General features: G+C 48.1%; 20 protein-coding genes. 7 read left to right on the top strand and 13 right to left on the bottom strand.

The annotated features are described in order from the left end of the window. Positions 1 to 437 precede the first annotated feature (437 nt). From cas4 to B156_RS0119910, 8 genes are all read right to left on the bottom strand, one after another. Positions 438 to 1,025 carry a CRISPR-associated protein Cas4 gene (gene cas4 / locus B156_RS0119945; RefSeq protein ID WP_018621546.1) on the bottom strand — a complete coding sequence of 196 codons (588 nt, stop codon included), beginning with the start codon at positions 1,023 to 1,025 and terminating at the stop codon, positions 438 to 440. 3 nt (positions 1,026 to 1,028) lie between these two features. Continuing rightward, positions 1,029 to 1,319 (bottom strand): CRISPR-associated endonuclease Cas2, encoded by a 291-nt coding sequence (gene cas2 / locus B156_RS0119940; RefSeq protein ID WP_018621545.1) that lies wholly within the window; start codon positions 1,317 to 1,319, stop codon positions 1,029 to 1,031. Continuing rightward, positions 1,316 to 2,362, bottom strand: a complete 1,047-nt coding sequence (gene cas1 / locus B156_RS0119935) for a CRISPR-associated endonuclease Cas1 (protein WP_018621544.1) — start codon at positions 2,360 to 2,362, stop codon at positions 1,316 to 1,318. Before cas1 ends, cas2 begins: the two co-directional genes overlap by 4 nt. A 51-nt stretch (positions 2,363 to 2,413) precedes the next feature. Next, positions 2,414 to 3,142: a CRISPR-associated endonuclease Cas6 gene (locus B156_RS0119930; protein WP_018621543.1), complete on the bottom strand. Its 729-nt coding sequence runs from the start codon at positions 3,140 to 3,142 to the stop codon at positions 2,414 to 2,416. A gap of 15 nt (positions 3,143 to 3,157) precedes the next feature. Further along, complete coding sequence (locus tag B156_RS0119925) at positions 3,158 to 5,539, bottom strand: CRISPR-associated helicase/endonuclease Cas3 (RefSeq protein ID WP_018621542.1); 2,382 nt, start codon at positions 5,537 to 5,539, stop codon at positions 3,158 to 3,160. 74 nt (positions 5,540 to 5,613) lie between these two features. Beyond that, entirely contained in the window at positions 5,614 to 6,384 is a 771-nt protein-coding gene (cas5, locus tag B156_RS30435; protein WP_018621541.1) for a CRISPR-associated protein Cas5, read from the bottom strand. 8 nt (positions 6,385 to 6,392) lie between these two features. Then, positions 6,393 to 7,394 carry a type I-B CRISPR-associated protein Cas7/Csh2 gene (gene cas7b / locus B156_RS0119915; protein WP_018621540.1) on the bottom strand — a complete coding sequence of 334 codons (1,002 nt, stop codon included), beginning with the start codon at positions 7,392 to 7,394 and terminating at the stop codon, positions 6,393 to 6,395. Between the two features lie 20 nt (positions 7,395 to 7,414). Further along, complete coding sequence (locus B156_RS0119910; RefSeq protein WP_018621539.1) at positions 7,415 to 9,418, bottom strand: TM1802 family CRISPR-associated protein; 2,004 nt, start codon at positions 9,416 to 9,418, stop codon at positions 7,415 to 7,417. 684 nt (positions 9,419 to 10,102) lie between these two features. Between B156_RS0119910 and B156_RS0119900 the strand changes: the two genes are divergently transcribed. Both B156_RS0119900 and B156_RS0119895 read left to right on the top strand, forming a co-directional pair. Continuing rightward, positions 10,103 to 10,312 carry a hypothetical protein gene (locus B156_RS0119900; RefSeq protein ID WP_018621537.1) on the top strand — a complete coding sequence of 70 codons (210 nt, stop codon included), beginning with the start codon at positions 10,103 to 10,105 and terminating at the stop codon, positions 10,310 to 10,312. Next, positions 10,309 to 10,716 (top strand): putative toxin-antitoxin system toxin component, PIN family, encoded by a 408-nt coding sequence (locus B156_RS0119895; protein WP_018621536.1) that lies wholly within the window; start codon positions 10,309 to 10,311, stop codon positions 10,714 to 10,716. Before B156_RS0119900 ends, B156_RS0119895 begins: the two co-directional genes overlap by 4 nt. Before the next feature lie 7 nt (positions 10,717 to 10,723). Here the strand turns inward: B156_RS0119895 and B156_RS0119890 are convergent, their stop codons facing one another. From B156_RS0119890 to B156_RS0119870, 5 genes are all read right to left on the bottom strand, one after another. Beyond that, a complete protein-coding gene (locus tag B156_RS0119890; protein ID WP_018621535.1) occupies positions 10,724 to 11,617 on the bottom strand; it encodes a helix-turn-helix transcriptional regulator in 894 nt (297 codons plus the stop codon). Positions 11,618 to 11,965: 348 nt separating this feature from the next. Further along, positions 11,966 to 14,524 (bottom strand): TonB-dependent receptor, encoded by a 2,559-nt coding sequence (locus tag B156_RS0119885; RefSeq protein ID WP_026260939.1) that lies wholly within the window; start codon positions 14,522 to 14,524, stop codon positions 11,966 to 11,968. Between the two features lie 191 nt (positions 14,525 to 14,715). Next, a complete protein-coding gene (locus tag B156_RS0119880) occupies positions 14,716 to 15,174 on the bottom strand; it encodes a PepSY-like domain-containing protein (RefSeq protein WP_018621533.1) in 459 nt (152 codons plus the stop codon). Positions 15,175 to 15,259: 85 nt separating this feature from the next. Beyond that, the gene (locus B156_RS0119875; protein WP_018621532.1) at positions 15,260 to 16,525 is read right to left on the bottom strand and encodes a sensor histidine kinase; all 1,266 of its coding nucleotides are present in this window, start codon (positions 16,523 to 16,525) and stop codon (positions 15,260 to 15,262) included. Further along, positions 16,522 to 17,202, bottom strand: a complete 681-nt coding sequence (locus B156_RS0119870; protein ID WP_018621531.1) for a response regulator transcription factor — start codon at positions 17,200 to 17,202, stop codon at positions 16,522 to 16,524. Before B156_RS0119870 ends, B156_RS0119875 begins: the two co-directional genes overlap by 4 nt. 224 nt (positions 17,203 to 17,426) lie before the next feature. Here B156_RS0119870 and B156_RS0119865 point away from each other — a divergent pair, with 224 nt between their 5' ends. From B156_RS0119865 to B156_RS0119845, 5 genes are all read left to right on the top strand, one after another. Next, positions 17,427 to 18,149, top strand: coding sequence for a phosphatase PAP2 family protein (locus B156_RS0119865; protein WP_018621530.1), 723 nt, complete (start codon positions 17,427 to 17,429; stop codon positions 18,147 to 18,149). A gap of 49 nt (positions 18,150 to 18,198) precedes the next feature. Further along, positions 18,199 to 19,308, top strand: a complete 1,110-nt coding sequence (locus B156_RS29525) for a hypothetical protein (protein WP_245563788.1) — start codon at positions 18,199 to 18,201, stop codon at positions 19,306 to 19,308. Between the two features lie 61 nt (positions 19,309 to 19,369). Next, on the top strand, positions 19,370 to 20,629 hold the full coding sequence (locus B156_RS0119855; protein WP_018621529.1) for a TolC family protein: 1,260 nt from the start codon (positions 19,370 to 19,372) through the stop codon (positions 20,627 to 20,629). Positions 20,630 to 20,645: 16 nt separating this feature from the next. Next, positions 20,646 to 21,593: an efflux RND transporter periplasmic adaptor subunit gene (locus B156_RS0119850; RefSeq protein ID WP_040586024.1), complete on the top strand. Its 948-nt coding sequence runs from the start codon at positions 20,646 to 20,648 to the stop codon at positions 21,591 to 21,593. Beyond that, positions 21,583 to 24,636 carry an efflux RND transporter permease subunit gene (locus tag B156_RS0119845; RefSeq protein WP_018621527.1) on the top strand — a complete coding sequence of 1,018 codons (3,054 nt, stop codon included), beginning with the start codon at positions 21,583 to 21,585 and terminating at the stop codon, positions 24,634 to 24,636. Before B156_RS0119850 ends, B156_RS0119845 begins: the two co-directional genes overlap by 11 nt.

Below are 24,636 nucleotides of genomic sequence, written 5' to 3'. Positions count from 1 at the left end.
ATGGATTAGCCTCTGGAATTGTAGACTCCCGGCGTAACGATGCCGTTGATTTCCTCGTGTTTCAATCCTTCTTGTGATGGATTAGCCTCTGGAATTTAAGGTTGTTTTATCTAGTTCCGATAATATGTTATGTTTCAATCCTTCTTGTGATGGATTAGCCTCTGGAATTGGGTGACTTGCAGTACGTACTAGATGGTGCATATCGTTTCAATCCTTCTTGTGATGGATTAGCCTCTGGAATCCGTACTTTGAGATAATGTTCTCATAGTCAGATATATAGCCCAAGTCTGGTTACACTCTTTTTTGTTATTTAGCAGGTCAAAGATCATCAGAATCAGCCATTTTTTCTACCCTTTCCGTAAAGGCAAACATCTAAAAATCAATTGTTTATAGGCAATTTTGGGCAAGTTTAAAATATAAAGCTGCCCGGATGCCGGTCATTTAATGCACACATTGCGGTATGTGCAAGTTACACAACGGGCCTTTGCTTTGGTGGCCTTCGGAAAAAAATTTCGGTCAATAATTGAGAATATAGAATTTGCCGCCTGCTTAACATCCGCCTTATTTTCATCCGTTATTGGCACCTCAATGACCCGATTATTACTCCGAGTGTACACAATGAAACCCCGATCCACTTGACGACCGAAATTGACTTCGATCAGCCAAGCATAGCAGTACAACTGCGTTCTATACGTGTCGTACACTTTGTCCTTGTACTCGGCGAATTTGTAATCCAGCGGAGCCATCGTACCATCGCCGAATTCGATCACTTCGTCCACCACGCCCCGAATCAATTCGTTGGTCAGATACTGATCGACGTGTTTTCCCACAACGGGAGCACCAGGCCGACCCAGTCGCTTTCGCAGATAGTCTTTGTTGCGCTCCAGCCGCTCGTCGTGCAAGTGCCGCCCCCGCATTACTTTGTAATCGTTCTCCTCAAACTGCGGGATGGCCAGAACATACTCAAAGTAGGTGAAACGAGGGCAGAATAGATACTCGATGATGTGCGAAGGGGTTAAGGTCATAGCTTAGAAGAATAACGCCCTGATTTCGTCCGTAACCAGTTTTTTATCGAATGCCTGTCCCAGCAGAGCCGTCTGCTGTAATTCGCCACGGCTCATGGGGAAAATATACACCTTATCTGTCGTTTCGTCGATCAGTTCTTCCAGTTGCAGTTGCAGCGTGTCTTTTTGGTTCTGAGTCAGCGTACCCAGAAAACACGAAAACTGCACCCGGTACAGACCCGCCTGCTGACACCGTTTGGCCGCTTTTGTACGGGACTTATCCTTCACAATGTCATAGAGTACCCACACGATCATAGCTTTATCAGGTCAGGCGGTCCGCCGGTTTTTCCGATGAGTTCATTGGCAAACTGGTGCGCATCGAGTTGAATGCAATGGCTCCGTACCAGATTCCGGCCCCGGTACCGAATGGGGTCATTGTCCAGAAAGTCGTTGAACGCATTTACCAGTAATTCTTTGCCAGCCGCGTTGAGCGAGTAACCCGACCGCGACCCGGATACTTCACCAATGTGCGATTTATTTACTTTCTTGGCCGAAAACAATCGAAAAACCACCTCGTCGGCCCAGCCTCGGTAAGGCTCAATAAAGTCGTACACCATGCTCAACTGATTGTAATCATCACGGTGCAGAAATCCCAGGTATGGGTCCAGTCCGGCCAGCATTAGTGTCTTTTCTACTTTGCCGTACAACATGCCATACCCGTAGTTCAAAAAGGCGTTGAACGCATCCTGCGCCGGTCGGCTACTGCGGCCGGAAAACCGATAATCAGGAGGCAGTACGTAGCTCAGTGTTTCGAAATACAGTCGCCCCGCCGTGCCTTCCAGCCCCCGCAGGGTATCGGACACCTCCGCCACGCACGCCGGGCGACCTGCCAATGGCTCCACGGTGGTGATGGATAGCGACAACGCCTGTAGCCGCACCAGTTTATCGTCCAGATAATTGGCGTGTTGCGGCCGGTGTTTTTTCAGGTCGCGTATCAACCCGGTCTGGTTATCTAGTTTGGCCAACAGCCAAGTTCGTATCCAGCGTAATCCGTCGGCTCCTAGACTGGCCTCCAACTGCCGTTTCCGGATTTTGGTGGTGCTGCCCAGTTTGGCGTGCCACACTCGTCCAATGGGATCGCCCTGTTGCTCAATGAACACCACATCGACATTGTGCCGCATGGCCAGCCGTACGGCATCGGTGCTGAGTGAGGTACCGGTTGCCAGCAGAATATGCGTCACTTTTTCGGCCGAATAGGTCGCACTGATCACTTTGCCATCCTCGCCCTTCCTTCGGACATCGAACATGGCATCTTTTACGTGTAGATACGTTCCGTAAGTAGTGATGTGGAGTTGCATGGATTAAGGGTGAATAGTACGCTGTACGGTATTCATCGCACAGCACAGCAGTCAAACACTCATTCTATTATTCACTAATTGAACAGTCCCGAACCCCCGCGATACCGCTTTGCCCAGGCCAATACCATCGGGTAGGACAACATTGGCCAGAAAGCTACCCGTAAAAGCAACCATCGTCTGGTTTTTAAACTGGGTAGTCCGTTCCTGCACATCCAGCCTTACCATTATCCGTTCATGGGGCTCCAGCCACAGTCCAAACTCCCGGAACAGGGCCAGTAACTGACTCGTCAGCACCCGTTTTAACTGGGCCTGCTGTTCAGCTTGAGAGTAATGCCGGTAATCGCGGTAGTTGGTTTGGTTGAGAGCCATCCAGAGCGTTTCAAACCGGTATTCAATCAAATCGTCCGCGATGCCAACAGAAGCCTGTTCGTGCCGTATGTGCTTACTCAGGACGGGAAAGGACTGACCGTCGATATCGATTTCCCGCATCTGTAAAAACAGCTGTGCCAGAAGTCCTGCGCCTTCACCCAGCCCCACTAGCGTAGGTGTTTGGCGTAACACCTTGTACTGCACTAACGGATACGCATACCGGAACTTTACAACTGTAGTAGCCACGTCGCCGGTTTCTTCATTATCGCTTTCCAGGTGGTTGTGCAACAGGGGCGATTGTTCCCTGAAAAGGTCGCCAAAGTACCCCCGCATCTTATGCGCATCCCGCGTCCGGAGCGTAATTTCGGGGAAGGTAATAGTCGTGATGGGGATTAAGGTTTGGGTTGGCATTTTAATGGTGGTGGGTTAGAACAAGACTACAGGATTCATCTGATTATTTTCTTTACTCCGATCAAAACCGGTTATCTCATTGTAATAATCCTGAACTTCGTTGCGATTGACAATGTATAGACCTTCTGCTAGTTCATTCAACTTTTTATCCTGCTGCAATTCCTTGACCTTATTCAAGTATTTAGGAACAGTTATAATTCGCTGATTGAAAGCCAGTTTGTGCTTAGTTTCAAACTCCTCTTTGCTCATTTTTTTACGAATGAGTCTCTTGAAGGCCTCTTTGGCCGCTGTCGCTTCATCGTCTAATTCGATGAATACCGATACGGCAAAACCTTTATGGTCAATTACCTGAAAACTTGAAACCGGAGCGGTATTTTTATCATCGTTGTCATAATTCAGGCGTTTCATGCTACCGAAAATATCGCGGGCCATCTTAAACGATTTCACACCATCGGCAGACAGATTATCGTAGTATTCGCCGATAAGTGTCAGATACTTTTCTTCGGGAATTTCACCATTGTTTTCAGCCGCTCCCTTGGTTAATGCCTGCCGCGATTGGGTTGCCGTAGTACGGTCATAAATCTTTTCGCAGTCGTCAAAATCAACCACGTATAAAGGCGAATGTCGACGGACATATGAGTTCTCTCGGTTAATACGTCCTGCCACCTGCACAATAGAATCAATCGGCCCAACATCGCGGAAGCCCATATCAAAATCCAGATCAACACCTGCTTCCACGCATTGAGTAGCAATCAAAATAGGCTTGAAACCATACTTAAGATCAAGTTTAACGCGGTCTATCACGTAAAGCCGATGGGCCGGAACTATATTGGTCGATAGGTAATATACTTTATTGAGATACCCACAATTGCCAACATAAGTCTGAATTTCGGTGAATAAATCTACCGACCGTTTCACCAGATTACAGACAATCAAGCAGGACTTTCCGGCTGACCAGAAGGGAGCGAAGTAGTCGTCAACAAACGCGGCTTCGTCAGCAACGGGATGACTGATTAACGGGATGATTTTCGTACGTTGAAACGCACTAAATACGGCTTCGTGTTCAGTGAGTAATTCTGTTACATCGAGCTTATCCCCTTCCTTCGCAATGATTTCCCGGTTGGCCAGTTCAAACGTTTTTGGCTTTGTAGCCGTCATCAGAATGACTCGTGAGTTGAGAAATTTCGAGGCATAGTATAATGCTGCTCCTATAAGCGGTAGCTGTTCTAATCGGATCGTCTGTACCTCGTCCAGAATGATGATAGCACCCGCGAAATGATGAAATTTTTTCAGGAGTTTGTTCCGATGCCCGATCAGCGTTTGCAGAAACTGTACGAACGTGGTAATAACTACATCGCTCTGCCAGGTATCCAGCAACATCGTTTTCTGATTCCATCCCTGATTTTCCTCGTCATCGTTCTTCTTCGATAGTTGCTCTAAAGCGTCGGCAAATTGATAATGCGCCAACACCCGTCCCTCCTTATCTGGTATCACCCGTTTGTACTCAACAATGGCTTGCTCGATGATATTGATAAAGGGCAGCGCATAAATAATCTGGGCTTCGTGTCGCTCATGTTCCCGTATTTTTGCTTTCAGTCGCAGGGCAAAATCCAGCGCAACCAATGTTTTACCTATACCTGTAGGAGCTGTTAACGTAAACAGCCGTTTTTCGAGAATATCTGTTCGATCCAACTTCTGCATGACCGCACCACGCACATAATTCCGTAACTCATTCTGACCAAGCCTTGTCAACTCATCCGCTGTTCTGGGCTGAAACACAACGGGAGCAATCCGTTGGTCGACCAAAGTTGGGGACAGTGATTGGCGAGTGTACAGAACGGTTTCGGAAGCATCTAATTTATCGGATTCAATCAAGAGCGAGAATAGATAATTTATCAGGAAGTAATTATGAATATCTGGCTTTTTGGCCAACTCCCGGATAGCTTTTATGAGCGTTCTATCAGGGTATCTGATGTAATTCTCTAAGTTTTGCTCATTAAGTTCATTGGAAATCTGAGCTAATACGGGGACGATCGTTTTAGCCTGTTGATAGAAAATGAACTCATCCTTACTCTCCTCCACAACGTAGCCTTTCAAGTCATTAATATCTGTCAGGCTTTTGTGGTGGTGAATAATCAAATACGCTGCCCATAAGGCCAGCGTATCGAAACCCTGCAACCGATATTTCTGGTAGAGCGTAAAGCCACCAAACTTTGCGTGCTGTTTCAACTCCTGATCGAACGTGCCCGTTTTTAGCAGATAATTTTGAAAGTGAGTCGTGTATTTGCCGAGGTCGTGATACATACCAACCAACCGCAAAACATCAGTCAGCGGTAGGTCAGTTTGCATCGTTACGTGTCCATGAAATGATTGTAAAGCTTTGTCTGTAACCGCCATTGTGTGGTTGACAAGATGCTTCGAACCGTAAACGGAACCGTCCTCGTTTTGCTTGCTATGGGAGTAGAACGTTGTCATTCCATGAAGAGGATATGTTGTGTTTCGGTAGCCTGGGTTAATGCGTAGTAAGGCTTATTGAGCTTTACTTTCACGCCCGATGCTGTAGTTGAAAACAGCACCCGGTCCATACGCCGGAGCTCGCGGTCGAAGTTTCCCACAAAATCACCGGGCAGTAATTCTTCTTCGATTGACTGTAGTGTATCCTCCGTTCGCTGTCGGTCAAAATCCAGTTGCTCAACGGCATCAGAAGGCATAGCTGAATGAACCAGTACCCAACCGTTTGAGTCAACTAGCTTCGCATCCGTGATAAGCGTTGCCGAGAGTAAAGACGCGGTGAAATTTGCGGTACCGAATGTTAGCGCATACTGAAATTCACGTTTTAACAGGGCTTGCTTCAGTGCCTGAAACGTTTCATTGCCCCCTTCGTGAGCAGCTACATATATCCTATACACAACCAAACCACGGCTGATACTCAGCCCGCTCACTATCTCAAACGGAGTCTGAATCCGCCCATTCGACCCGTCGAAATCACCCTTACCAACAATTTTGAGCAAGTTGAGCCGGTGAAACGTTTTCTTGATAGGCTGCATGACACGCACACCAATCCGAATTCGCTCCGAAGCCAGTTCGTCGTAATAGCTGTCGCGGGGGCGGCCAAGCATACCGGCCAGCATACCCATCAGGGTGGTACGGGGTGGTATGCTAAAACTCATGGCTGTATTGTTCGCATAATATTTGCGAAAGTGGGCGAGTTTACCGCCAACATCTATCTGCAAAACTTCCATATGTCTGGTCAGTTTGCCGATAACTCAATACCAGTAGCCGATTTGATATAGGCCGATTTTATGGCCTTTCCTTCACCAGTATTCTCTTTCAGGAGTTTTTGAAGTGCCGATAAATCAAGTTGTAAATCCTCAAAACGTCTAATCTGCTTTTCCTCAATATTCCCGTTCGGTTCAACCCTTACATAGTTGCGCAGGTCGCCAAAGTTGCCATTGAAAAAACCATCGTTGTACGTGATTTCGACATAGAGTTTGGGATACTGATTGAGCTTTGACCGGGTGGGCATAGCGGGCACGCTCTGCCACATGGCATCCCGGAATGTAGTAATGTCAGCATCAGTCAGACCAGTGCTTTGGGCGGCAAACTTATTGATGGTGCCATTAAATGCTAGCAAACTGTAATGCACCCGGTAATCTTTCCCAAAGGTGCTGCTATCGTCGTTCATCGTCGTGACAATCGAACTCGATTCCATCAATTGTACTTTGTGTAGTGAATAGCCCCAATTTATTTGCACAGGTCCTGTGTAAGCACGGGTAAATCCTTCAACGGCAAAGGCACTACCAAACAAGCGAATATCGACAAACTTCTGTTTGACCATTTGCGCCAGCAAATAGACACTCAACGACCGGTTCTCTTTCGCCTGCAACTTCTTAAAAATCTTTTCGGGCGTTTTCTCTGCTTCTGTAATCTTAGCCAGAGCATCGCCCATAGTTGCATTTTCGGCAAACAGTTCGCCAATCGTTTCGTCGTTTGCTAAAGCCCTTTTTACAACCGCTTCCAGTTTCTGTTCGGGATTTACTTTGCGGCCGTCCTCCATGTCGACAAAGATTTCGGTTCCGGTCATTTTCAGGTAATCACGGATGTAGCGTTTCAGGCGAGTATCGGTCACCAGATTGGTGTCAGTGTCATAATCCATACGGGGTTTATTTTCCTGATCGGGGTCGCCGTTAGGGTTGCACTGCGTTGCATCGTACAGAAACAGGAAATCAGCATTCTTCGTAATCGTTGCCATTTGTTGTGGGGTGGTTTAGGTTATTCGTTGTTAGTAGATTTCTTCTTGGTACCGGCGAAAAAGGAGTATCCCGATAAGATAAAGAATAGAGCTTCATCAGGTTTCATGGTCCAGTTTTCGTGATTAAAAAGCATCATGAAACGACTCAGCGTACTTTCGGTATACCGGTGAATGCTATACTGTTGAGTTTTCTCGACTAGATCGCGGTGCAACCGGCGAATGTCATCCCGGTCCATGCCGTTATAATTCAGCTTTTTAAGCACCGGCTTGGTCTTGTGTTCTTTCTTGTACTGCGTTTGTGCTACGGTGTTAAGTACTCGTCCGAGGTAAAAAAGTGCCTTGTGTTCCGGCTTGTAATTCATCCGCACAAAAAACTCTTCTACTTTCTGCTGGTATTCTGGCAGCACTTGCTCTTCCGGCGCGGCATCGAGCGTAATCTCTTCAGGATCATCGGTTTGATTTTCTTCCATTGGGTTGATAAGGTTAAACTGATTAAGAATATGGATGAAGGCTAGGTACTGGAACACCGCGTTACGAACAGCAAAATCAAACTCGGTATTTTCGCGAATGTTGGTGTAGCCAGCGTATCGGCCGTAGTAGTGGCAGAGGATTAATTCTTTGAAGTAACTGAATAACTTTTCGCGTTCGACGGGTCGTTTTTCAAGTACCTGTTTGAACAGGTTAAGGGCTTCATTCTTCTTTTCCTTATCCTTTCGAACGGGGATAAGCGTGTAAACGGTGAACAGGTTGAAGTCGAGTAGAATTTGTTCTTTCCCTATACTCATGATGCTCGTCCAATTGACACCCGGCATTGATTTCCATTCGTTATTGAGTTTGAGAAAAGCTGTAATTAACTGTTCAAAATGCGTCCGGCTAACGTCTTTTATGACATTGATAGTTTTGAAAAAATTACCATCTGACTCAAAACCTAAGAAGGTAATCCAGTAAGGGTTAGTCGTCTCTGTGTCAATATCACCGACAATTTCCTGATAGGTACTGAACTGAAACAACAGATCAGATTTGCGACTCAGGTTACGGAGGGTAGTTTCTATGTCGGATTCATCCCGGTTCAAAAGCTGAGGAATTATGCAGTGGTCAATACCCGCAATGCGTGTTTTGTAGTTTTCAAGCAGGTATTTTGAGCCACGCTCCAGATACATCTGCGTCTGTTTATCGACTTGGTAATTTTTTTGAAATGCCCCATTTTCCCAACCACTCGCGTAATTGACAGTCGTGGTAACAAACATCTTATTCAGACTGTATCGAGCCGAAATATCTAGTTCTCCCACCTCGAGTGACCGCTCACCGGTTGCATAGCAAATTTTTTCAGTGGCTTCGCCTGATGAAAGTGTCAATTCCTGACCGATAAACTTACGTTTCAGAAACATTTGGTAGCCGTCGATTTGACTGAATAGCGTTGGCTTTGTATAACCTTTTTCAGACCAGATAACTTGTGCCACTACCAACACGAGCCGCTCCGATGGTCGCAGCGAAACCGCTTTCAAAAACTGTCTGTCTTCTTCAGCGAGTTCTTCTTTTTCTGCATTGGCAAGTTTGGCATTATCCAGTAAAGCCAACCGCCGTTCAAATTCAGGACGCAGTTTGAAGATTTCGGTTAACACCTCATAAAGTGGTGTCCCTTGCAAATCGGCAAAGCCGGTTTCAATGGCATCGGTGAACTGCCCCCGGTCGGGTTCAGCTCCTTTTTTGTCGACAATACCAAAGAAAGCTTTACGCAGTTGCTCCAGCTTTTTCCATTCGACACAGGTGTAGACAGCCTTGTTATTTCCACCCTGAATCTTGACATTGAAGTACCGGCCTGGCGACTCGTCGGGGTCGTATTCGTATAAACTTCCAAAATCGACCCGGTGCGCATCTAAGTCGAAAATCAATGGTATGACGTAGTTCGTTATGGGATCACCCTTCTTGGTTTCCGTCTCGATCTTTGGCGCGTCCAGAATATCATCCCAATCTCCTCGTCCCAGACTGAGTTGCTGGCCTATTCTAATTTGGGTTTGTAGCATTGCGGTGTGATTTATAGCCGTGATTCTTCAGTTCAAGTGTAAAACATGAATTGAAGAACCACGACTACAGATTTCAGTAAAATCGGTGATTACAAACAGTGCAAAAACCTTCTTCGAGAAAGGTGCACAAGATGCAGTGAGAGCACCCGAGAAGATCGTCCCTCTCGCGATTGATGAGTACATCAGGGCTAACCGCTTTGTAGTACGGTCGCAAAAGCCTAAATTTGTTAACCATAGAATAACAGTTTTATGGTGAAAAACCCAGAGAGCCAACCCTCGTCCCTCGCAAAGACTGGTTGGCTTTTCTGTTATTCGCAAGTGATTATCCGTCCAAGATATTATTTCAAACTTACTTCTCCTTAGATTTTTGTATATATTGGAAAGGATATAAAGGAAAACCAAAACTTGCTTGTCACAAATCTGAAGAATGATTTTCGTTATTCCAAACCAGTACATTGAATACTTTTCTTCACTCTGCATATTAGCAGGTAGAGATTCATCTGACTGTAGCACGACTTTGCATTGATATAGAATCTCAGTACTACGTTGAAAGCTTACACCATCCATACCTTTTCGTCGTTTTTCCTGTTAGCAAATCAACTACCGTAAAGTGACACAGTCTGTCACCAAACCGAAATCTATTTTGTTACTCTTTTGTATCTTCGTCCAAAACCTGTCGCATCTATGACTATTCTTCAGCTTCCCGTTCCCGCAACTACCGCTGAACGTTTTCAAACGTTGTCTGCCCAACAGCAAACGCTGGTTTCACAGTTAGTGGCGGATTGCCTGTCCGAACCCACCAGTTTGACCGATGTCATGGATTACGTCAGCTTTAAAGCCACCCAGCGTGGCCTTACGCCCGATATCCTACAGCAATTACTGGATGAAGAATGAGATTCGTTCTGGATACCAATACCCTCGTTAGTGCGGCCTTATTTGTCAAGTCTGCTCCTCGTCAGGCGTTTGATGCGGCCTTAGATCGGGGTGAACTCCTAACATCTGAGAGTTGCTTAGCCGAGCTTAATCAGGTATTACATCGCCCTAAGTTTGCCCGCTACCTGACTTCCTTTGAAGCAGACTTGTTCATCAATCAATATAGTCTGAAAGCAACCGTTGTCGATGTTAGTAGTGTAATCAAAGATTGCCGTGACGCTAAGGACAATAAGTTTCTTGAACTGGCCATTGACGGAGTTGCTACCTGTATCATCACGGGTGATCAAGACTTGTTGGTACTGCATCCGTACCTGACTGTATCTATTGTAACCCCATTTGATTTTCTGAGCTGGGCACCCGCGTAACCTTACTTCATGGGCTAAATTCGTTGACCCGTCCCCGCACGTAATCCCGAAATTCGTCTGGGCCATTGATTATTATCTGTCCAGGCAATCCCAACACAAACCGCCCGATACCTACCCAGCTACGCACTTCACCCGTGTAGGTATACGGAAATGCCTCGTCGGTCGGAGTAAGCCGGATGTCAGGCTGGGTAAGCGGACGATCTTCTATCAATAGCCGGTAAGCCATTGGGCTCAACCGGAGTGAAATGCGAACGGGCGTTCCTGGCCAATCGAAGGGGTCCGTAGGTGCTTCGGCCGGTGGTTTCGTCTGCAAAGTATCCAGCAAAATCACATCATCGATACGCTGTGTTTTGAAGGTTTTCACCGTATCGGAGCCTGGTTCGTAGGCCGTAAGCTGGGAGAAATTATCCGAGAACGCATGAGGCTCCACCAACCTATCATCAATGGTGTTGCTATTGGCGGAGTAATAGCGAAGCAACTTCACCTGCTGGCGGTTACGAATGGCTTCGGCCAGCAAGTTCACGACCAGACTCTGGTGCTGATCGACCAGGGTATCGGAAAGGGGAAACAGCGTTGAGTGCTGATAGATCTTCTGCCGGAGTGGAGCCAGCAGTGGCAGGGTATCGGGCAATGTCGCCAGCGCCTGCCTGAGCAACTGGGCTTCTTCTTCTGTGAAATCAGCCTGTTGCCTGCGTTCGTCCTCATACAAAAAGAAACGAGGGGGTCGTTTTCCTTCGCTATCGATAATGAACCCGGCCTCGTTCAGCGCATCCATAAACCGCCGGGCGTGGCGCGGGCTACAATCGAGAATCTGAGCTAGCTGGTTGAGGGTTTTGCCGGGCCGCTGCTTTAGCAGCCGAATAAGTTTGAGGGTACGGGTAAGGTTTTGTTGAGCAGACATGGTTAGATGGATAAGTGCTCAATAAAGCTAAAATATCCAACAAAAAGTATAATGTCAGGCACTATTATTAGACAATCATTAGCGACTAACTTGGTTTGTTCCTTACCCGTTCAAGGTTATTTTACCAGATTATTTTTTTTATGTTGAATCTTACTTCTCCTTTTGGTAGTAATCGTTCAAAAAAACGTCAACTCGATTAATATCGCTGAACTACTAGAATGAACGGTTTTATTGAACGCTGATAAGGGCTATTTTAGGCCGCCTAGCCATACCTGGCCACCGTTCAGAAAAACGTCCATTTGATTTAAAGTTACTACAGACGATGACACCCACCACCTAGCGACTTATTCAGTTTTCCTCGTCGCCACTCGCCGATTTGCCTTTCTTCACTTTGGCCCCATTCAGATTGCCAATTTTATAGCTGAATGTCAGGCGGATACTGGAGTTATAGATATATTGGCGAAAATCTTGATTGAACTGGGCCGAATTCAGCACCGAGGTGAAGCCCATGCCGTTGGTGAGAAAATTCTCAGCGGCTAAGCCTAAGCTACCCCGTTTATTGGTGAATGATTTACGAGCGCCCAACGAGTACTGGGCAAATCCAATTCGATACCCCTGCAACGCGATATCCTTACCCCGGTACCCCAGGTTAGCCTGAATGGCCCAGCCCTTATCAAATTGTATCTGGCTATCGAACCGCCCACCCCAGCGAATACCCGTATTACTGAGCGGGATGGATAGTCCCGACACATCCAGGGTCACCCCGCTAATATAGCGGTACATGATATCCAGGTTCGTATTGATGCTCCAGCGGGGTGTAATGTTTATTGTCGCAAATAGGTTGGTGCCGTAGTTATATTCCTTACCAATGTTTGACCGGCGGCTAACCACCGCACCGATTAGGGTATCAGATCGTTGGCTAATCGACTGAATATCATCCCGATTGAGTCGGGTATACAGCGTCAGGTTCAGGTACGTTTTTTTGACGTAGGTACTATAGCCAAATTCAATTCGGTCAGTTATTTCCGGCTTTAAATACGGATTGCCGATGGAAATATTGTAGGGATTGGCCGCGTTGAAATTAGGATTCAGATCCTGAACGTTCGGGCGCTGAATCCGGCGATTATAGGCCAGTTTAATCGTGGTCGATTCGTTAAGCTTTTTCGAGAGATTGATGCTCGGAACCAGTTTGCCGTAGTTCGGAATGGAAATGGGGCCTTGTCCGCCTGCCGATGACCCTCCAGTCCGGGACCCTCCAGTCTGGGCCTGAATACCAGTATACTCATAACGAGTCCCCGCCTTAATCGTGATCTTATTATGTGTTGTCAGTGTATACGATAAATAAGCAGCCCCAATATTCTGATCATACAACAAGGAACCATCTGGACGCTGGCTGTCATTCACAAAATCGGAGACTGGTCCCGCCAGTAAGTACTGATACTGGCTATTTACTTTACGGTAGGTTTCCTTGGCGCCAAATTCCAGCTGTTGGGTTTGACTGATAGGCGTCTGGTAATCCACTTGCAGAATAAACTCCTGACTGGTATTGAAATTCAGGTTCCGCTGCCGAGTGCTCATGATACCGAGCGTATCCAGATTGTTGGCGTCAAAATTATTGGTCAGGTGATTCTGGCTATACTGGGTGGAAATGCTTAATTCCCGCTGAGGCCCGTCGCCAGTTCCGGGATACGTATGTAGGTAATCGAGGTTCATGTCGACCGAATTGGACAAATCCTGACTATTCACGTCTCGTCTCGACGGTGCCTTTACGATGTTCCCATTCAATAAACTGGTGGCCAGATGCTGATCCCGACTTAAGTTGCGCACCCCAAACCGAACCCCACCGGTCAGCGATTGATTTTTCGCGATGTCATAGTCTAGTCCCAGCGCATATTGCCCAAATAATCCCCTATCGAAGCCATCCGAATGCTGACTCGTCCGAACAGGGGCGATGGATTCGCCCAGAAAGGTCGTCTGATTCAAATCTGACCCCGATTTATTGTACACCCCCCGCCCATTACCGTTCAGGTTTACGCCCAGTTTACCCTTGCGGAAACTACCATTCAAGCCCAGGGTCGAGGCCCGGTTACCCACGCCCCCATCTACATCGAGGTGTAATCCCTGCAAGGTATTTTTCTTGGTGATGATGTTGATGATACCACCCGAACCTTCGGCATCGTATTTAGCCGAGGGTGAGGTAATAACTTCCACGGTTTTAATTAAATCAGCCGGAATTTGTCGCAGTGCATCGGCCAGATTACCCGCTAAAATGAAAGAAGGCTTATTGTTGATTAAGACGCGCACGTTGGAACTTCCTTGCAAAGACACATTGCCCGCCAAATCCACCGATAGCATCGGCACTTTTTTGAGAATATCCGTCGCGTCACCGCCTTTGGCTGCCAAATCGACATCTGCATTATAGACCAACCGGTCAACCTTGTCTTCTACAAGGGCTTTGGTTCCGGCTACGGTGACTTCATTGAGGGTGCGCGTGCTGGCACTAAGCCTGACAACACCCAGGTCTTTGGTCTGCCCTTTGGCCAGCACGACGTTGTCAATCGGTTTGGCATCGTAGCCCAAAAAGGAAACCAGGATTTTGTAGGTACCGGGCGCTAATTTTGCGAGGCTGAATTTACCCTTATCGTCCGCGATAGTGCCATCAACGAGTTTATTGGTTAAGGTATTATAGACGGCGACATTGGCATATTCAACCGCTTTAGTCAATGAAGAATCGACGACATACCCTGAAATTTTAGCGTTGCCTTTTTGGGTAATTTCTCCCGTTGAGGTTACTACTGGCTGGCTGGATTGAGCAGCCGCCGGTTGTGAGAGAACTCCAGTTGGTATTTGTGCCAGCGCGATACACGTAGTCAATAAAAAAAGAAGTACCGTAGATTTAATCCACATAACGTGAAATTGAAAAAAAAGAGAGTTGCCAGGCCGTACAAACTTGCCACTGGCCCTTGATGAATAGAATACAAACGTGCCCTATACCTTTTATAACTGGTTGAAAGGCTATATTGACTGGTTGAATATAACGTGGTGGCCTGCTTCGTTTGAGTTGATAAGTAGGCCACCACGTTATGTAATAAATTGGTTTATTTAATAAACTGACCTTTAGCATCGAAGATCAGGTCTTTACCACCAATTTCGGCTTCGTAGGTTTTCTTCCCTTTCGCATCCACAATTTCGGCGGCTTCCTTAATTTTTTTACCTGCATAGTGTTTGGCAACATACTCCTGAACGGATGCGGGCAGTGCTGATCCCATGATAGTGGTTTCCGTTTCGAGAACATTGCCTTTTGCGTCGATCACCAGCGACAACTTCTTTCCGTTATGGGTCAGCCCCGCTTCATAATTTCCGTCTTCTTTCTCCCATTTCACATCTTTTACACCCGGATAGAGCTTGGCCACTGTGGCCTTGACAGCCGCTGGCACAACAATATTAGTTCGTATCACGGTTGTATGGGTATTTTCTACGGAATGGGCAGCTACTATTGATACTGTGTTGGCTAAAGCCATTAACGCCAGGGCACTCCCTAATAAGGTCTTGTTCATTGTTCCAGATGGGTTTAGTTTCCGCATTAAACCTACCCTCTGAATCTAAAGTAATTTTGAAGTTGTAGCCGTCGGTAGCCCTTCTTCAGAAATCAACCTGAAACATGTGCCGACGCATGGACGATGCATAATTGTATGTTACTGTCATGCCATATTGATCGGCAATTTCCTTCACTAAGGCTAAGCCCAGGCCAGTGGACTGGGGCAACGCCTGATTACGAACAAACCGCCGAAACAGTTGTTCCGTAGGAAAAGGCAACGGGTCACCTTCATTGGTGATAATAAAACTAGTTGCGCCCACTTGCACGAAAATAGAACTGCCCGAGTCGGCATGGCGGACCGCGTTCTTGATCAGATTTAAAAACAGTACGTCCGCTAATTGCCGATTCAGATATCGGGTTGGGTCTTCTTTAATCATCCGGTTAACAGTTATGTCTCTGTGGGCCACATAATCCAAATAGTTATCCAGGAGTTGATTGACCAGTTCCCCAATAGCCACCGAATCATTTTGGGCAAACTGATGATTATCAATCTTGGCTAACAATAACAAGGATTGATTCATGGCTGAGAGCCGCTTAATTTCCTGCTGCGACCGATGAATCCGATCCAGGTCTGCTTCGTTTAACCCTGCCGACTGTTGCAGTAGATCTAATTCGACCGACAGCACACTTAAGGGCGTCTGCATTTCGTGCGATGCATTATCGGTAAACTGCTTCTGCTGGGCGTATTGTTGGCGGGTTCGGCGACTCACTTCATCGAGCGACTGACTTAGCAACTTAAATTCTGCCACATCACTTACTGGAAAGGCCACCTCATCCGGGCCATCGACCCGAAACTGGTGTAATTGATGAATGATTCCGTAAAAGGGTTGCCAGATCCGCCGGGTAACCAGCACATCAGCCAGCACCAGTAGCAGCACAACGACCAGAAAACAAACAATAACCCCTACTGATACCGCACTGGCGATTTCGTCAAACTCCAGATACGATTGCTGAAGGATTATCGTATAATTCTGACCACCAACGGAATACATCGAGCGTAGCAAACGAACCGGAACCCGTTCCTTTTCGACTGGGTCAAACGCTATTGTGTCCATATAAACTGGAGCTACTGGATGTCTTGAGGTAGTCCGAGTAATCCGTACGTTTGGATCCCAGTACGGCAAGTTGGTGGTATTGGGCGGATGCTGGCGAAGTTGCTCTTTTACCTGGATGAGTTCACTGGCCAGCAACTCGTCGATTTCATACAGCATATCCCGGTGGATATACGCATTCAGCAGAAAAACACCCCCCAGCGCAATGGGGAGGGCCGCCAGGAGCAGGTAAAGCGTTGTTTTATGGAGCAATTTCATTCGCCTACTGTAAAAATATACCCGGCCCCATACCGCGTGGTGATGTAATCCGGACTACCTGCATCCAGCAGTTTTCGGCGTAGATTCCGAACATGGGTATACAGAAAGTCATGCGAATCAAGGCCATCCATGTAGTCTCCCCACACATGTTCAACAATGACTGCTTTGGATAAGAGTCGGTTTTTGTTGGTGACCAGAAACAGGAGCAATTCATATTCTTTGACCGTTACTTCCATCGGCTGATCGGCCACAAGAACCTGTTTGCGATGAGGCACAATCGTAATGGCCCCACACCTGAGTTGCGTCTCACCCTCATGCTGACGTCGTCGCATTAATGACCGGATGCGAGCGTTTAGCTCAGGCAGGTGAAACGGTTTGGTCAGGTAATCATCAGCCCCTAACTCCAACCCGGAGAGCTTATCATCCAGCGAGTTTTTGGCCGACACGATGATAATACCCGCCTGGGAATGAGCCTCCTTCAGTTCTTTTACAATCGCCAGCCCGTTTCCATCGGGCAGGGTAATGTCCACCACGACGCAATCATAGTCATAATCATGCACCTTCACCGAGGCTGTACGAAGATCAGATGCCGTCGATACCTTATAGTGTTCACCTTCCAGATACTGCTGTATGGCCACCAGTAGCGAGGGTTCATCTTCAATCAGCAAAATTTTCATGGTCACGCTGTTGGCTTATTTCGCCAAAGTTGCAATGCAAAACTGAATACATTTTGAAGTAAGGCGCTTATGTAGTGGCCCATTGCCTCCCTGATCAACTACAGATTCTCTTTAGGTTTACTTCGTTCCTTTACCATGCCCGTCCTCTTTCACGTACTTGGGACCTACCCTTATTAATTGGCACCCGTACTGGGCCTAGAAGCAATTCACTGGATGATTAACTGATGAAACAAAACAAGCAATTGGTTTCCTGGCTGCTGGGCTGCTGGATTTTTCTATTTTCGTTACTCTCAGCCGTTGGGCAACCGCTAAATACCGTTTCTCAGCGGGCATTCTGGGATACTGTTCCAACGCGTCCCGTTACGTTCCGATGGATGGCTCCAGTCGTATTGGTACCCGTTGGCCTGGCCTTATCGCCTGATTATCCGAATAGTCATTTCGACCGCTTTTACGTTCGGAGTGAGATTCAGGATAAAATCCATTTTCGTACCCATGCAGATGATTACCTGCAATACGGACCAGCCGTGGCCTGGGCGGGCTTGAGTCTGGCGGGCGTGAAAGGCCGATCGCAGCCCGTTGACCGGGTATTAATCGGCGTGCTCGCATATAGTATTAGCTCAGTGGTGGTGCTGGGGCTGAAACATACCACGAATGAGCTTCGGCCCGATGGGTCCAATTACCTCTCCTTTCCATCGGGACATACGGCCAATGCGTTCACGGGAGCGAGTTTGCTGGATCGGGAATTTGGGGGAGTCAGCCCCTGGATTCCGATTGGTGGGTATGCAATGGCCACCTCGACCGGAATTTTACGGATGACCAATGATAAACACTGGATATCGGACGTACTGGTTGGAGCCGGTATTGGTCTGCTGTCCACTGAAGTCGCCTACCGGGTCTATCCGTGGTTAAAACGCAACTTGGGTTGGCATAAAATCACCCCTCATTAGGTTGAGTGTGGGCGAAGATGCCTAGAGATAGGACTTAATATTTAGAAAAATGACTGACCTAAAAAAAGCTCAATTTCGTCTAAAAAGGCTTTTTGCCTTTGGCGGTCTGCTTCTTCTGGTATCCAATCATACGCTGGCACAATACCCAGCTATTAATGGCAATCCAGCCGCTCGGGCGCTAGTAACGACGGGTCTGAACCAAGTCTATGATAATAAATTTCCGGAAGCTGAAGCAACCTTCTCTCAACTAGCGAAATTAGCGCCCAATCATCCGTCCCTTGATTTGCTTCGGGGCGTTCGTTTGTATTACCAGTGGTTTCCAGCCCGCACCGATGCAAAGCTGAAGCAGAGATGCATTCAACAGCTCAAACTGGCGGCTAAAAAAGCCGACGACTGGCAGAATACGCAAAAAAAAACGGATGGTGCTGACCGCAGTACGACTGACCGCAGTGCGACTGACCGGCCTGAAGCGATGTTTTTGTACTTCACCGCCGAGGCTATGCTGGCTAAAATCAGTCATCTCGAACATGAACCGTTCGCGGCTATTCGGCACGCTAAGAACGCCTATCCGTATATTCAGAAAGGCAAAACGTTCCAGCAGCAATACCCGGACTTTTATCTCTCCACAGGACTCTACAATTTCTATAGGGAAATCTATCCGGAAATTCACCCATTTTATAAAACTGTGGCCTGGGTCATGACGTCCGGCGATAAAAAACTGGGCCTGTCGCAACTTCAGATCGCCACCCAAAAAGCCCTGTTCGTACGAACAGAGGCCATCCTGTATCATACCCATCTACTGACGGATTACGAAAATAAACCAGCTGATGCACTGCCCTCTCTGGCACACCTGGTTATTAGTTATCCCGACAATCCGTACTGGCGATACAAGTATGCAGAAGCCTTACTCAACACGCACCAGTTAGAGGCCATTCCCCACGAAATTACTCAATTGATGGCGGCTTCAGCAGTGGTCTATCAGCAGATGGGAACGCTTTTAAAGGCTCGCTACGCGTTGGAAAAAGGGCAGCGATCAGCCGCACAAACTCTGGCCGACGAAGTGATTCGCAGCTCGGTGCGGGATGAACCCGTGCGGGCCTATGCGTATCTGATTCTCCCGCCTTCAGGGGCAGGAAAAGCAAGCCAAACAATACTATAAACAAATGCTCACGTACGCTTAATATCCAGTATTACGCAATGAAGCCCCCTAAAAAAACCGTATGCGACTAGATAAACGACTAATATGGGTAAGTATCTGGTTACTGCTTTACGCCACTCCCGGCTTTGGGCAGGACACGCTGGCTCACCGAAAGCTGGACTATTACCTGGAAGTGGGACTTGTAAACAGTCCCCTGCTGAAGGATAATATCAATGCCATTACGTTAAATCGGCTGGACAGCCTGCTCAACATTGCCATTAACAAACCCTATGTGCAGGCCATCGGTCAGTATCTCTACGCACCAGCTGGCGCCAACTGGGGCTACGACCAGAATACAACCAACGGTGGCGCTTATACGGGGTTGATTCAGGCAAATCGAAACCTGCTCTACCGCCGGAACCTACGGATTCAGAATAACCTAAACGCTGCCCACCGTGATTCATTGGTCAATACTGTTCGTATCAATCAGAACGATCTCCAAAAAGCCATTGTCGATCTCTACCTGACGGTCTACCAGGATTACCAGCAGATGGTCATTTTTGGCGATTTGTATCAGATTTTCTCCCGCCAGAATGAAGTGCTCAAAGAGCTACTTCGGAAAGCCCTGTTCAATCAGTCGGATTATCTGACGTTTCGGGTCGACTGGCAGCAGAGCGAAGTAAATTTTGAAGGAGCCAAGGTTCAGTTTTTGCAGGATATGCTGACCCTCAATACATTTTGTAATATTCCCGAAACGGGCCTGGTATATCTCGAAAAGCCGGCCCTGACGCCCCTGGCCCGCTTTACCCTCGACAACAATCCCTATTTTCTACGCTACCGCTACGACAGCGTGATTGTGGAACGAAACCGCCGGGTTGTCGACATTTTTTACCGGCCCTCGCTGGACGTAGTGGCCAACGCAGGTACAAACGCGATTAGCTCCGATCTGATTACCCGGCGTTTTGGCTATAGCCTGGGCTTGAATTTCATCATGCCCATCTACAACGGGAACCAGCGAAAGTTGCAATATCAAAAATTTGACGTCACGCAGCTCACCATCCAAAATTACCGTAATCAGTACCTCAACCGATTCAATCTGCAACTACGAACGGTAAATGAACAATTACGCGTCAATCAGAACCTGATCACCATCACCGAGAGGCAAAATACGGACGTCGAAAACTTGTTGACAATCAGTCAGGCCCGGCTGTACCGGGGCGATATATCAGCCATTGATTACCTACTTATCGTGCAGCGATACCTGAATATCAAACTGTCCCTGAATCAATTAACAGTCCAGCGGCAGCGGTTCATCAACACATTCAACTACCGCAACTTTTAACGCGTTGGCCCAATCCATGACTAAACAATTGTATCTGCTAGGACTTATCGGATCTCTGTTGATGACCCGCTGCGGCTCGTCGTCAACCAGCGACACCAGTACCCAGACAGCCGACGTCTCCAGGCCAAAAACACCCGTGGAGGTGACGACCGTAACTGCCGATACGTTTCGGGTGGAAAAAACGTTTCGGGGCATGACGTACTACCTCACCAGTGGCGACATAAAATCGCCCATTGCAGGCTACGTGACCAAAGTGTACGTTAAAATTGGTGACCAGCTTCGCAAAGGGGCGCCCTTATTTGGGCTGGAAACCAAAGAGGCCTACGCGCTGGGTGGTAAAAATTACCTCAATGACCCAACGCTTAAAAATATCGGCCAGTTGATTATCCGCGCGCCTGACAAGGGCCTGGTAACGCTGGTGCAGGCCGAGGAGCGCGAGTACATACAGGATGGTGCACTGCTGGCTAGTTTCTCGGCCCCGGATATGTTTGTTTTTTTAATTGAAGTACCTGCCGAGCAGGATTCAACGGTGCATATCGGGAGTGCCTGCATGATTCAACTCCCCAACGGGCGTAAAATAACCGGTAAGATCTCCCAGACGCTGGCCATGGCCGATTCGCTCTCACAAACTGAGCGGTTCGTGGTCAAGCCAGACAAACCAATGATACTACCCGCCCGACTGGGCCTCAACATAACCTTCACTGATCAACAACATAACCACGCGCAGTCGTTGCCCAAAGAAGCGGTTCTGGCAAATGAACTTCAGACCGATTTCTGGGTCATGAAGCTCATTGATGATACCACCGCGATAAAAGTACCGGTCAAAATTGGCCTCCAGCGCGAAACTCACATCGAAATTCTCAGCCCACGGTTTGGGCCAAAAGACCGCTTCGTCAGTAAAGGCGGCTACGGCCTGGCCGACACCGCATCGATCACCATAAACCGCATCGCCAATGCCCACTGAAGAACCCGGTTTCTTTAGCTTTCGTAAGCCAATTCTGGGGCTGCTTCTGCTGCTACTAGTGGGTGGCATTTTCGCGTACCGAAGTATTCAGGTTTCTTTATTTCCTGACCGAACGTTTCCCAAAATCAAAGTCATTGCCGATGCGGGTGAACAGCCTGTGGAACTGATGATGGTGGCCATTACGCAACCGCTGGAAAATGCTGTCAATCAGGTGGAAGGCGTTGACATGGTGCGCAGTACCACCAGCCGGGGCAGTTCTGAACTGTCGATTTATTTGAACTGGTCGGTGGATATGGACGTGTCATTACAGCGGGTAAACGCCAGGATCAACCAGATTCAAAATACGTTACTGCCCAACACGGTGCTGTCGGTGGAGAAAATGTCGCCATCGATTCTGCCCGTGATGGATTTCGCGCTCAGTTCGAATAGCCGCGATTTGATTGAGCTGCGCAAGCTGGCGATCTACACCATCCGGCCGTATCTGAGTCGGGTAACGGGCGTGTCGAACGTGCAGGTAATGGGCGGTCGCACCAAAGAGTACTGGATCATTCTCCAACCCGACAAACTGGCCAGCATCAACGTAACCCCAGCGGCCATCACGACCGCTCTGGCGGCAACGAATTTCATTCAGGCCGACGGGCTGGTTTCAGATTACAACCGCCTATATCTGACCCTCACCGACGCGACAGTTCACTCCCGACAGGATGTTGAGAACATCATCATTCGCAGTGATGGGCAACGAGTGCTTCGTTTAGCTGATGTAGCGACGATCGAACTGCATGAACAACAGGAATACACCAAAATTGAAGCAAACGGCAAAGAAACGGTACTGGTCAATGTCGTCAAGCAGCCTTCGGCCAACCTGATTAGTTTGAGCAATGGCATCAACCAGAAAGTAGCCGAATTAAAAAACCTGCTTCCCGCCGATGTCACCCTGACACCCACCTACGTACAGGCCGATTTCGTGAGCGATGCGGTGAAAAGTGTGACCGACAGCATTTTCATCGGGCTGATATTAGCGATCATCGTCACCAGTTTGTTCCTGCGGTCGCTGAAAGCCAGTTTCGTTATTCTGATCACGATCCCCATCATTCTGGCGGCTTCCATTTTAGTCCTGTTTGTCATGGGCTACACGCTCGACATTATGACGCTGGGCGGTATCGCAGCGGCCATAGGGCTGATTATCGACGATGCCGTTGTGATTGTGGAGCAAATTCATAGAGTGGAAGAAGAGTATGAGGGGAAATCGGATGCCCAAACGATTCAGCAAGCGATCAGCTACCTCTTCCCGGCCATGGTTGGTTCGTCGCTCAGCACCATCGTCATTTTCATCCCCTTTTCGCTGATGAGTGGGGTGGCGGGCGCGTTCTTCAAGGTGCTGGCCATGACAATGGTCGTTACGCTCACCTGCTCATTTCTGATTACGTGGCTGGGCCTGCCCGTAATTTACAGCCTGTTTGGTTCGGGCAAGAAAAAGAAGAAAGATACCGCGACCCACCCCGCCATTGGCAACATATTGTCCATTTTCATTCACTATCCCTGGATCGCACTCGGGCTGGCGGGAGCAATGGCCCTCGCCGTAGGATTGATTTACAGCCAGTTAGAAACGGGTTTTCTGCCCGACATGGACGAAGGGTCCATTGTCCTCGATTATCATTCCGCACCCGGCACGTCGCTGGCGGAAACGGATGTCATGCTCACCGAGGTCGATAAACAGATCAAGACCATGCCGGAAGTAGCCGCTTATTCGCGACGGACGGGTGCGCAGATGGGCTTTTTTATTACCGAACCCAACGGGGGCGATTACCTGATTTCGCTTAAAAAAGACCGCAGCCGCTCCACCAACGAAGTTATCGATGAGTTGCGGGGGAAAATAGAAGCGACCCAGCCTGGCCTAACCGTTGACTTTGGGCAGGTCATCGGCGATATGCTCGGTGATTTAATGAGCGAACCTAACCCCGTCGAAGTGAAAGTGTTTGGCAATCAACCCGGCGAACTTCGCCCTTTGGCTGATAAAATCAGTGGCATCGTGACCCAGGTTCCCGGAACGGCCGATGTCTTCAACGGCATTACCATCGCTGGGCCATCGGTAGTATTTACCCCAAAATCCAGTGCCTTGCTTCAATATGGGCTGACACCCCTCGATCTACAAAACCAGTTGACGACCCGGCTGATGGGCAACGAGGTCGGCAATATTCTGGAAGGCAGTCAGTTCATCAAAATGCGGCTCAAATATCCGGGCATGGGCAGAAATTTACAGCTTCTCAAGCAAAGCCCCGTTTTTACTGCCGATGGTCGGAGCCGTCTCCTATCCGACTTCGCCAACGTACGAGTCGATTCGGGTAGCGCCGAGATTCAGCGGGAAAACCTGCAACCGATGGTTTCCATCACATCCAGCCTGGCGAATCGCGATTTGGGCAGTGTGATGAGCGAGATTCAGCAGAAAGTAAGCAGTGGTATAACGCTGGCATCGGGTCAGCACATTGAGTACGGCGGAGCGTTTGCCCAGCAACGACAATCGTTTCGGGAGTTGCTGCTCATTCTGGTTTCAGCCTCGCTGCTGGTATTCATCGTATTGCTTTTTCTGTTCCGCGAATTGAAAGCCGCCGGACTGATTCTGTTCATTTCGGTACTGGGCGTTTCGGGTTCCTTTATTGCCTTGTTCATTACCAAAACCCCACTCAACGTGGGCAGCTATACGGGCATTATCATGATCGTGGGCATCATTGCTGAGAACGCCATTTTCACCTTTCAGCAGTTCGCTATTCACCACCAGACAGCCCTGGTTGCGGAGTCTATCGAGTTTGCCATTTCTGCTCGGATTCGACCTAAACTGATGACCGCTACCAGTGCCATTATCGCGCTGATGCCGCTGGCCTTAGGCATTGGCACGGGCGCGCAACTTCACCAGCCGTTAGCCATTGCCGTGATCGGCGGGTTCTGTGCCGCCCTGCCTCTATTGCTCCTGATTTTTCCGGGTCTATTACGCTTAGCGTACAAAGACAAACCAGTTAACCAATTGATTGACAAACCAATAAACTAA

The organism is Spirosoma luteum DSM 19990, from assembly GCF_000374065.1.
GTDB classification, from domain to species: Bacteria; Bacteroidota; Bacteroidia; order Cytophagales; family Spirosomataceae; genus Spirosoma; species Spirosoma luteum.
Note: the sequence above shows the minus strand (reverse complement) of the source record. Positions and strands in the feature narration are given on the sequence as shown.

What these genes read in the sequence shown, in the direction of transcription:
- cas5 (WP_018621541.1), bottom strand. Translation starts at nt 6,384, where the DNA reads ATGGAAGTTTTGCAGATAGATGTTGGCGGTAAACTCGCCCACTTTCGC.
- B156_RS0119930 (WP_018621543.1), bottom strand. Translation starts at nt 3,142, where the DNA reads ATGCCAACCCAAACCTTAATCCCCATCACGACTATTACCTTCCCCGAA.
- cas7b (WP_018621540.1), bottom strand. Translation starts at nt 7,394, where the DNA reads ATGGCAACGATTACGAAGAATGCTGATTTCCTGTTTCTGTACGATGCA.
- B156_RS0119875 (WP_018621532.1), bottom strand. Translation starts at nt 16,525, where the DNA reads ATGAAATTGCTCCATAAAACAACGCTTTACCTGCTCCTGGCGGCCCTC.
- B156_RS0119850 (WP_040586024.1), top strand. Translation starts at nt 20,646, where the DNA reads ATGACTAAACAATTGTATCTGCTAGGACTTATCGGATCTCTGTTGATG.
- cas2 (WP_018621545.1), bottom strand. Translation starts at nt 1,319, where the DNA reads ATGATCGTGTGGGTACTCTATGACATTGTGAAGGATAAGTCCCGTACA.
- B156_RS0119910 (WP_018621539.1), bottom strand. Translation starts at nt 9,418, where the DNA reads ATGCTACAAACCCAAATTAGAATAGGCCAGCAACTCAGTCTGGGACGA.
- B156_RS0119925 (WP_018621542.1), bottom strand. Translation starts at nt 5,539, where the DNA reads ATGGCGGTTACAGACAAAGCTTTACAATCATTTCATGGACACGTAACG.
- B156_RS29525 (WP_245563788.1), top strand. Translation starts at nt 18,199, where the DNA reads ATGACTGACCTAAAAAAAGCTCAATTTCGTCTAAAAAGGCTTTTTGCC.
- B156_RS0119845 (WP_018621527.1), top strand. Translation starts at nt 21,583, where the DNA reads ATGCCCACTGAAGAACCCGGTTTCTTTAGCTTTCGTAAGCCAATTCTG.
- B156_RS0119900 (WP_018621537.1), top strand. Translation starts at nt 10,103, where the DNA reads ATGACTATTCTTCAGCTTCCCGTTCCCGCAACTACCGCTGAACGTTTT.
- B156_RS0119865 (WP_018621530.1), top strand. Translation starts at nt 17,427, where the DNA reads ATGAAACAAAACAAGCAATTGGTTTCCTGGCTGCTGGGCTGCTGGATT.
- B156_RS0119855 (WP_018621529.1), top strand. Translation starts at nt 19,370, where the DNA reads ATGCGACTAGATAAACGACTAATATGGGTAAGTATCTGGTTACTGCTT.
- cas1 (WP_018621544.1), bottom strand. Translation starts at nt 2,362, where the DNA reads ATGCAACTCCACATCACTACTTACGGAACGTATCTACACGTAAAAGAT.
- B156_RS0119890 (WP_018621535.1), bottom strand. Translation starts at nt 11,617, where the DNA reads ATGTCTGCTCAACAAAACCTTACCCGTACCCTCAAACTTATTCGGCTG.
- B156_RS0119870 (WP_018621531.1), bottom strand. Translation starts at nt 17,202, where the DNA reads ATGAAAATTTTGCTGATTGAAGATGAACCCTCGCTACTGGTGGCCATA.
- B156_RS0119885 (WP_026260939.1), bottom strand. Translation starts at nt 14,524, where the DNA reads ATGTGGATTAAATCTACGGTACTTCTTTTTTTATTGACTACGTGTATC.
- B156_RS0119895 (WP_018621536.1), top strand. Translation starts at nt 10,309, where the DNA reads ATGAGATTCGTTCTGGATACCAATACCCTCGTTAGTGCGGCCTTATTT.
- B156_RS0119880 (WP_018621533.1), bottom strand. Translation starts at nt 15,174, where the DNA reads ATGAACAAGACCTTATTAGGGAGTGCCCTGGCGTTAATGGCTTTAGCC.
- cas4 (WP_018621546.1), bottom strand. Translation starts at nt 1,025, where the DNA reads ATGACCTTAACCCCTTCGCACATCATCGAGTATCTATTCTGCCCTCGT.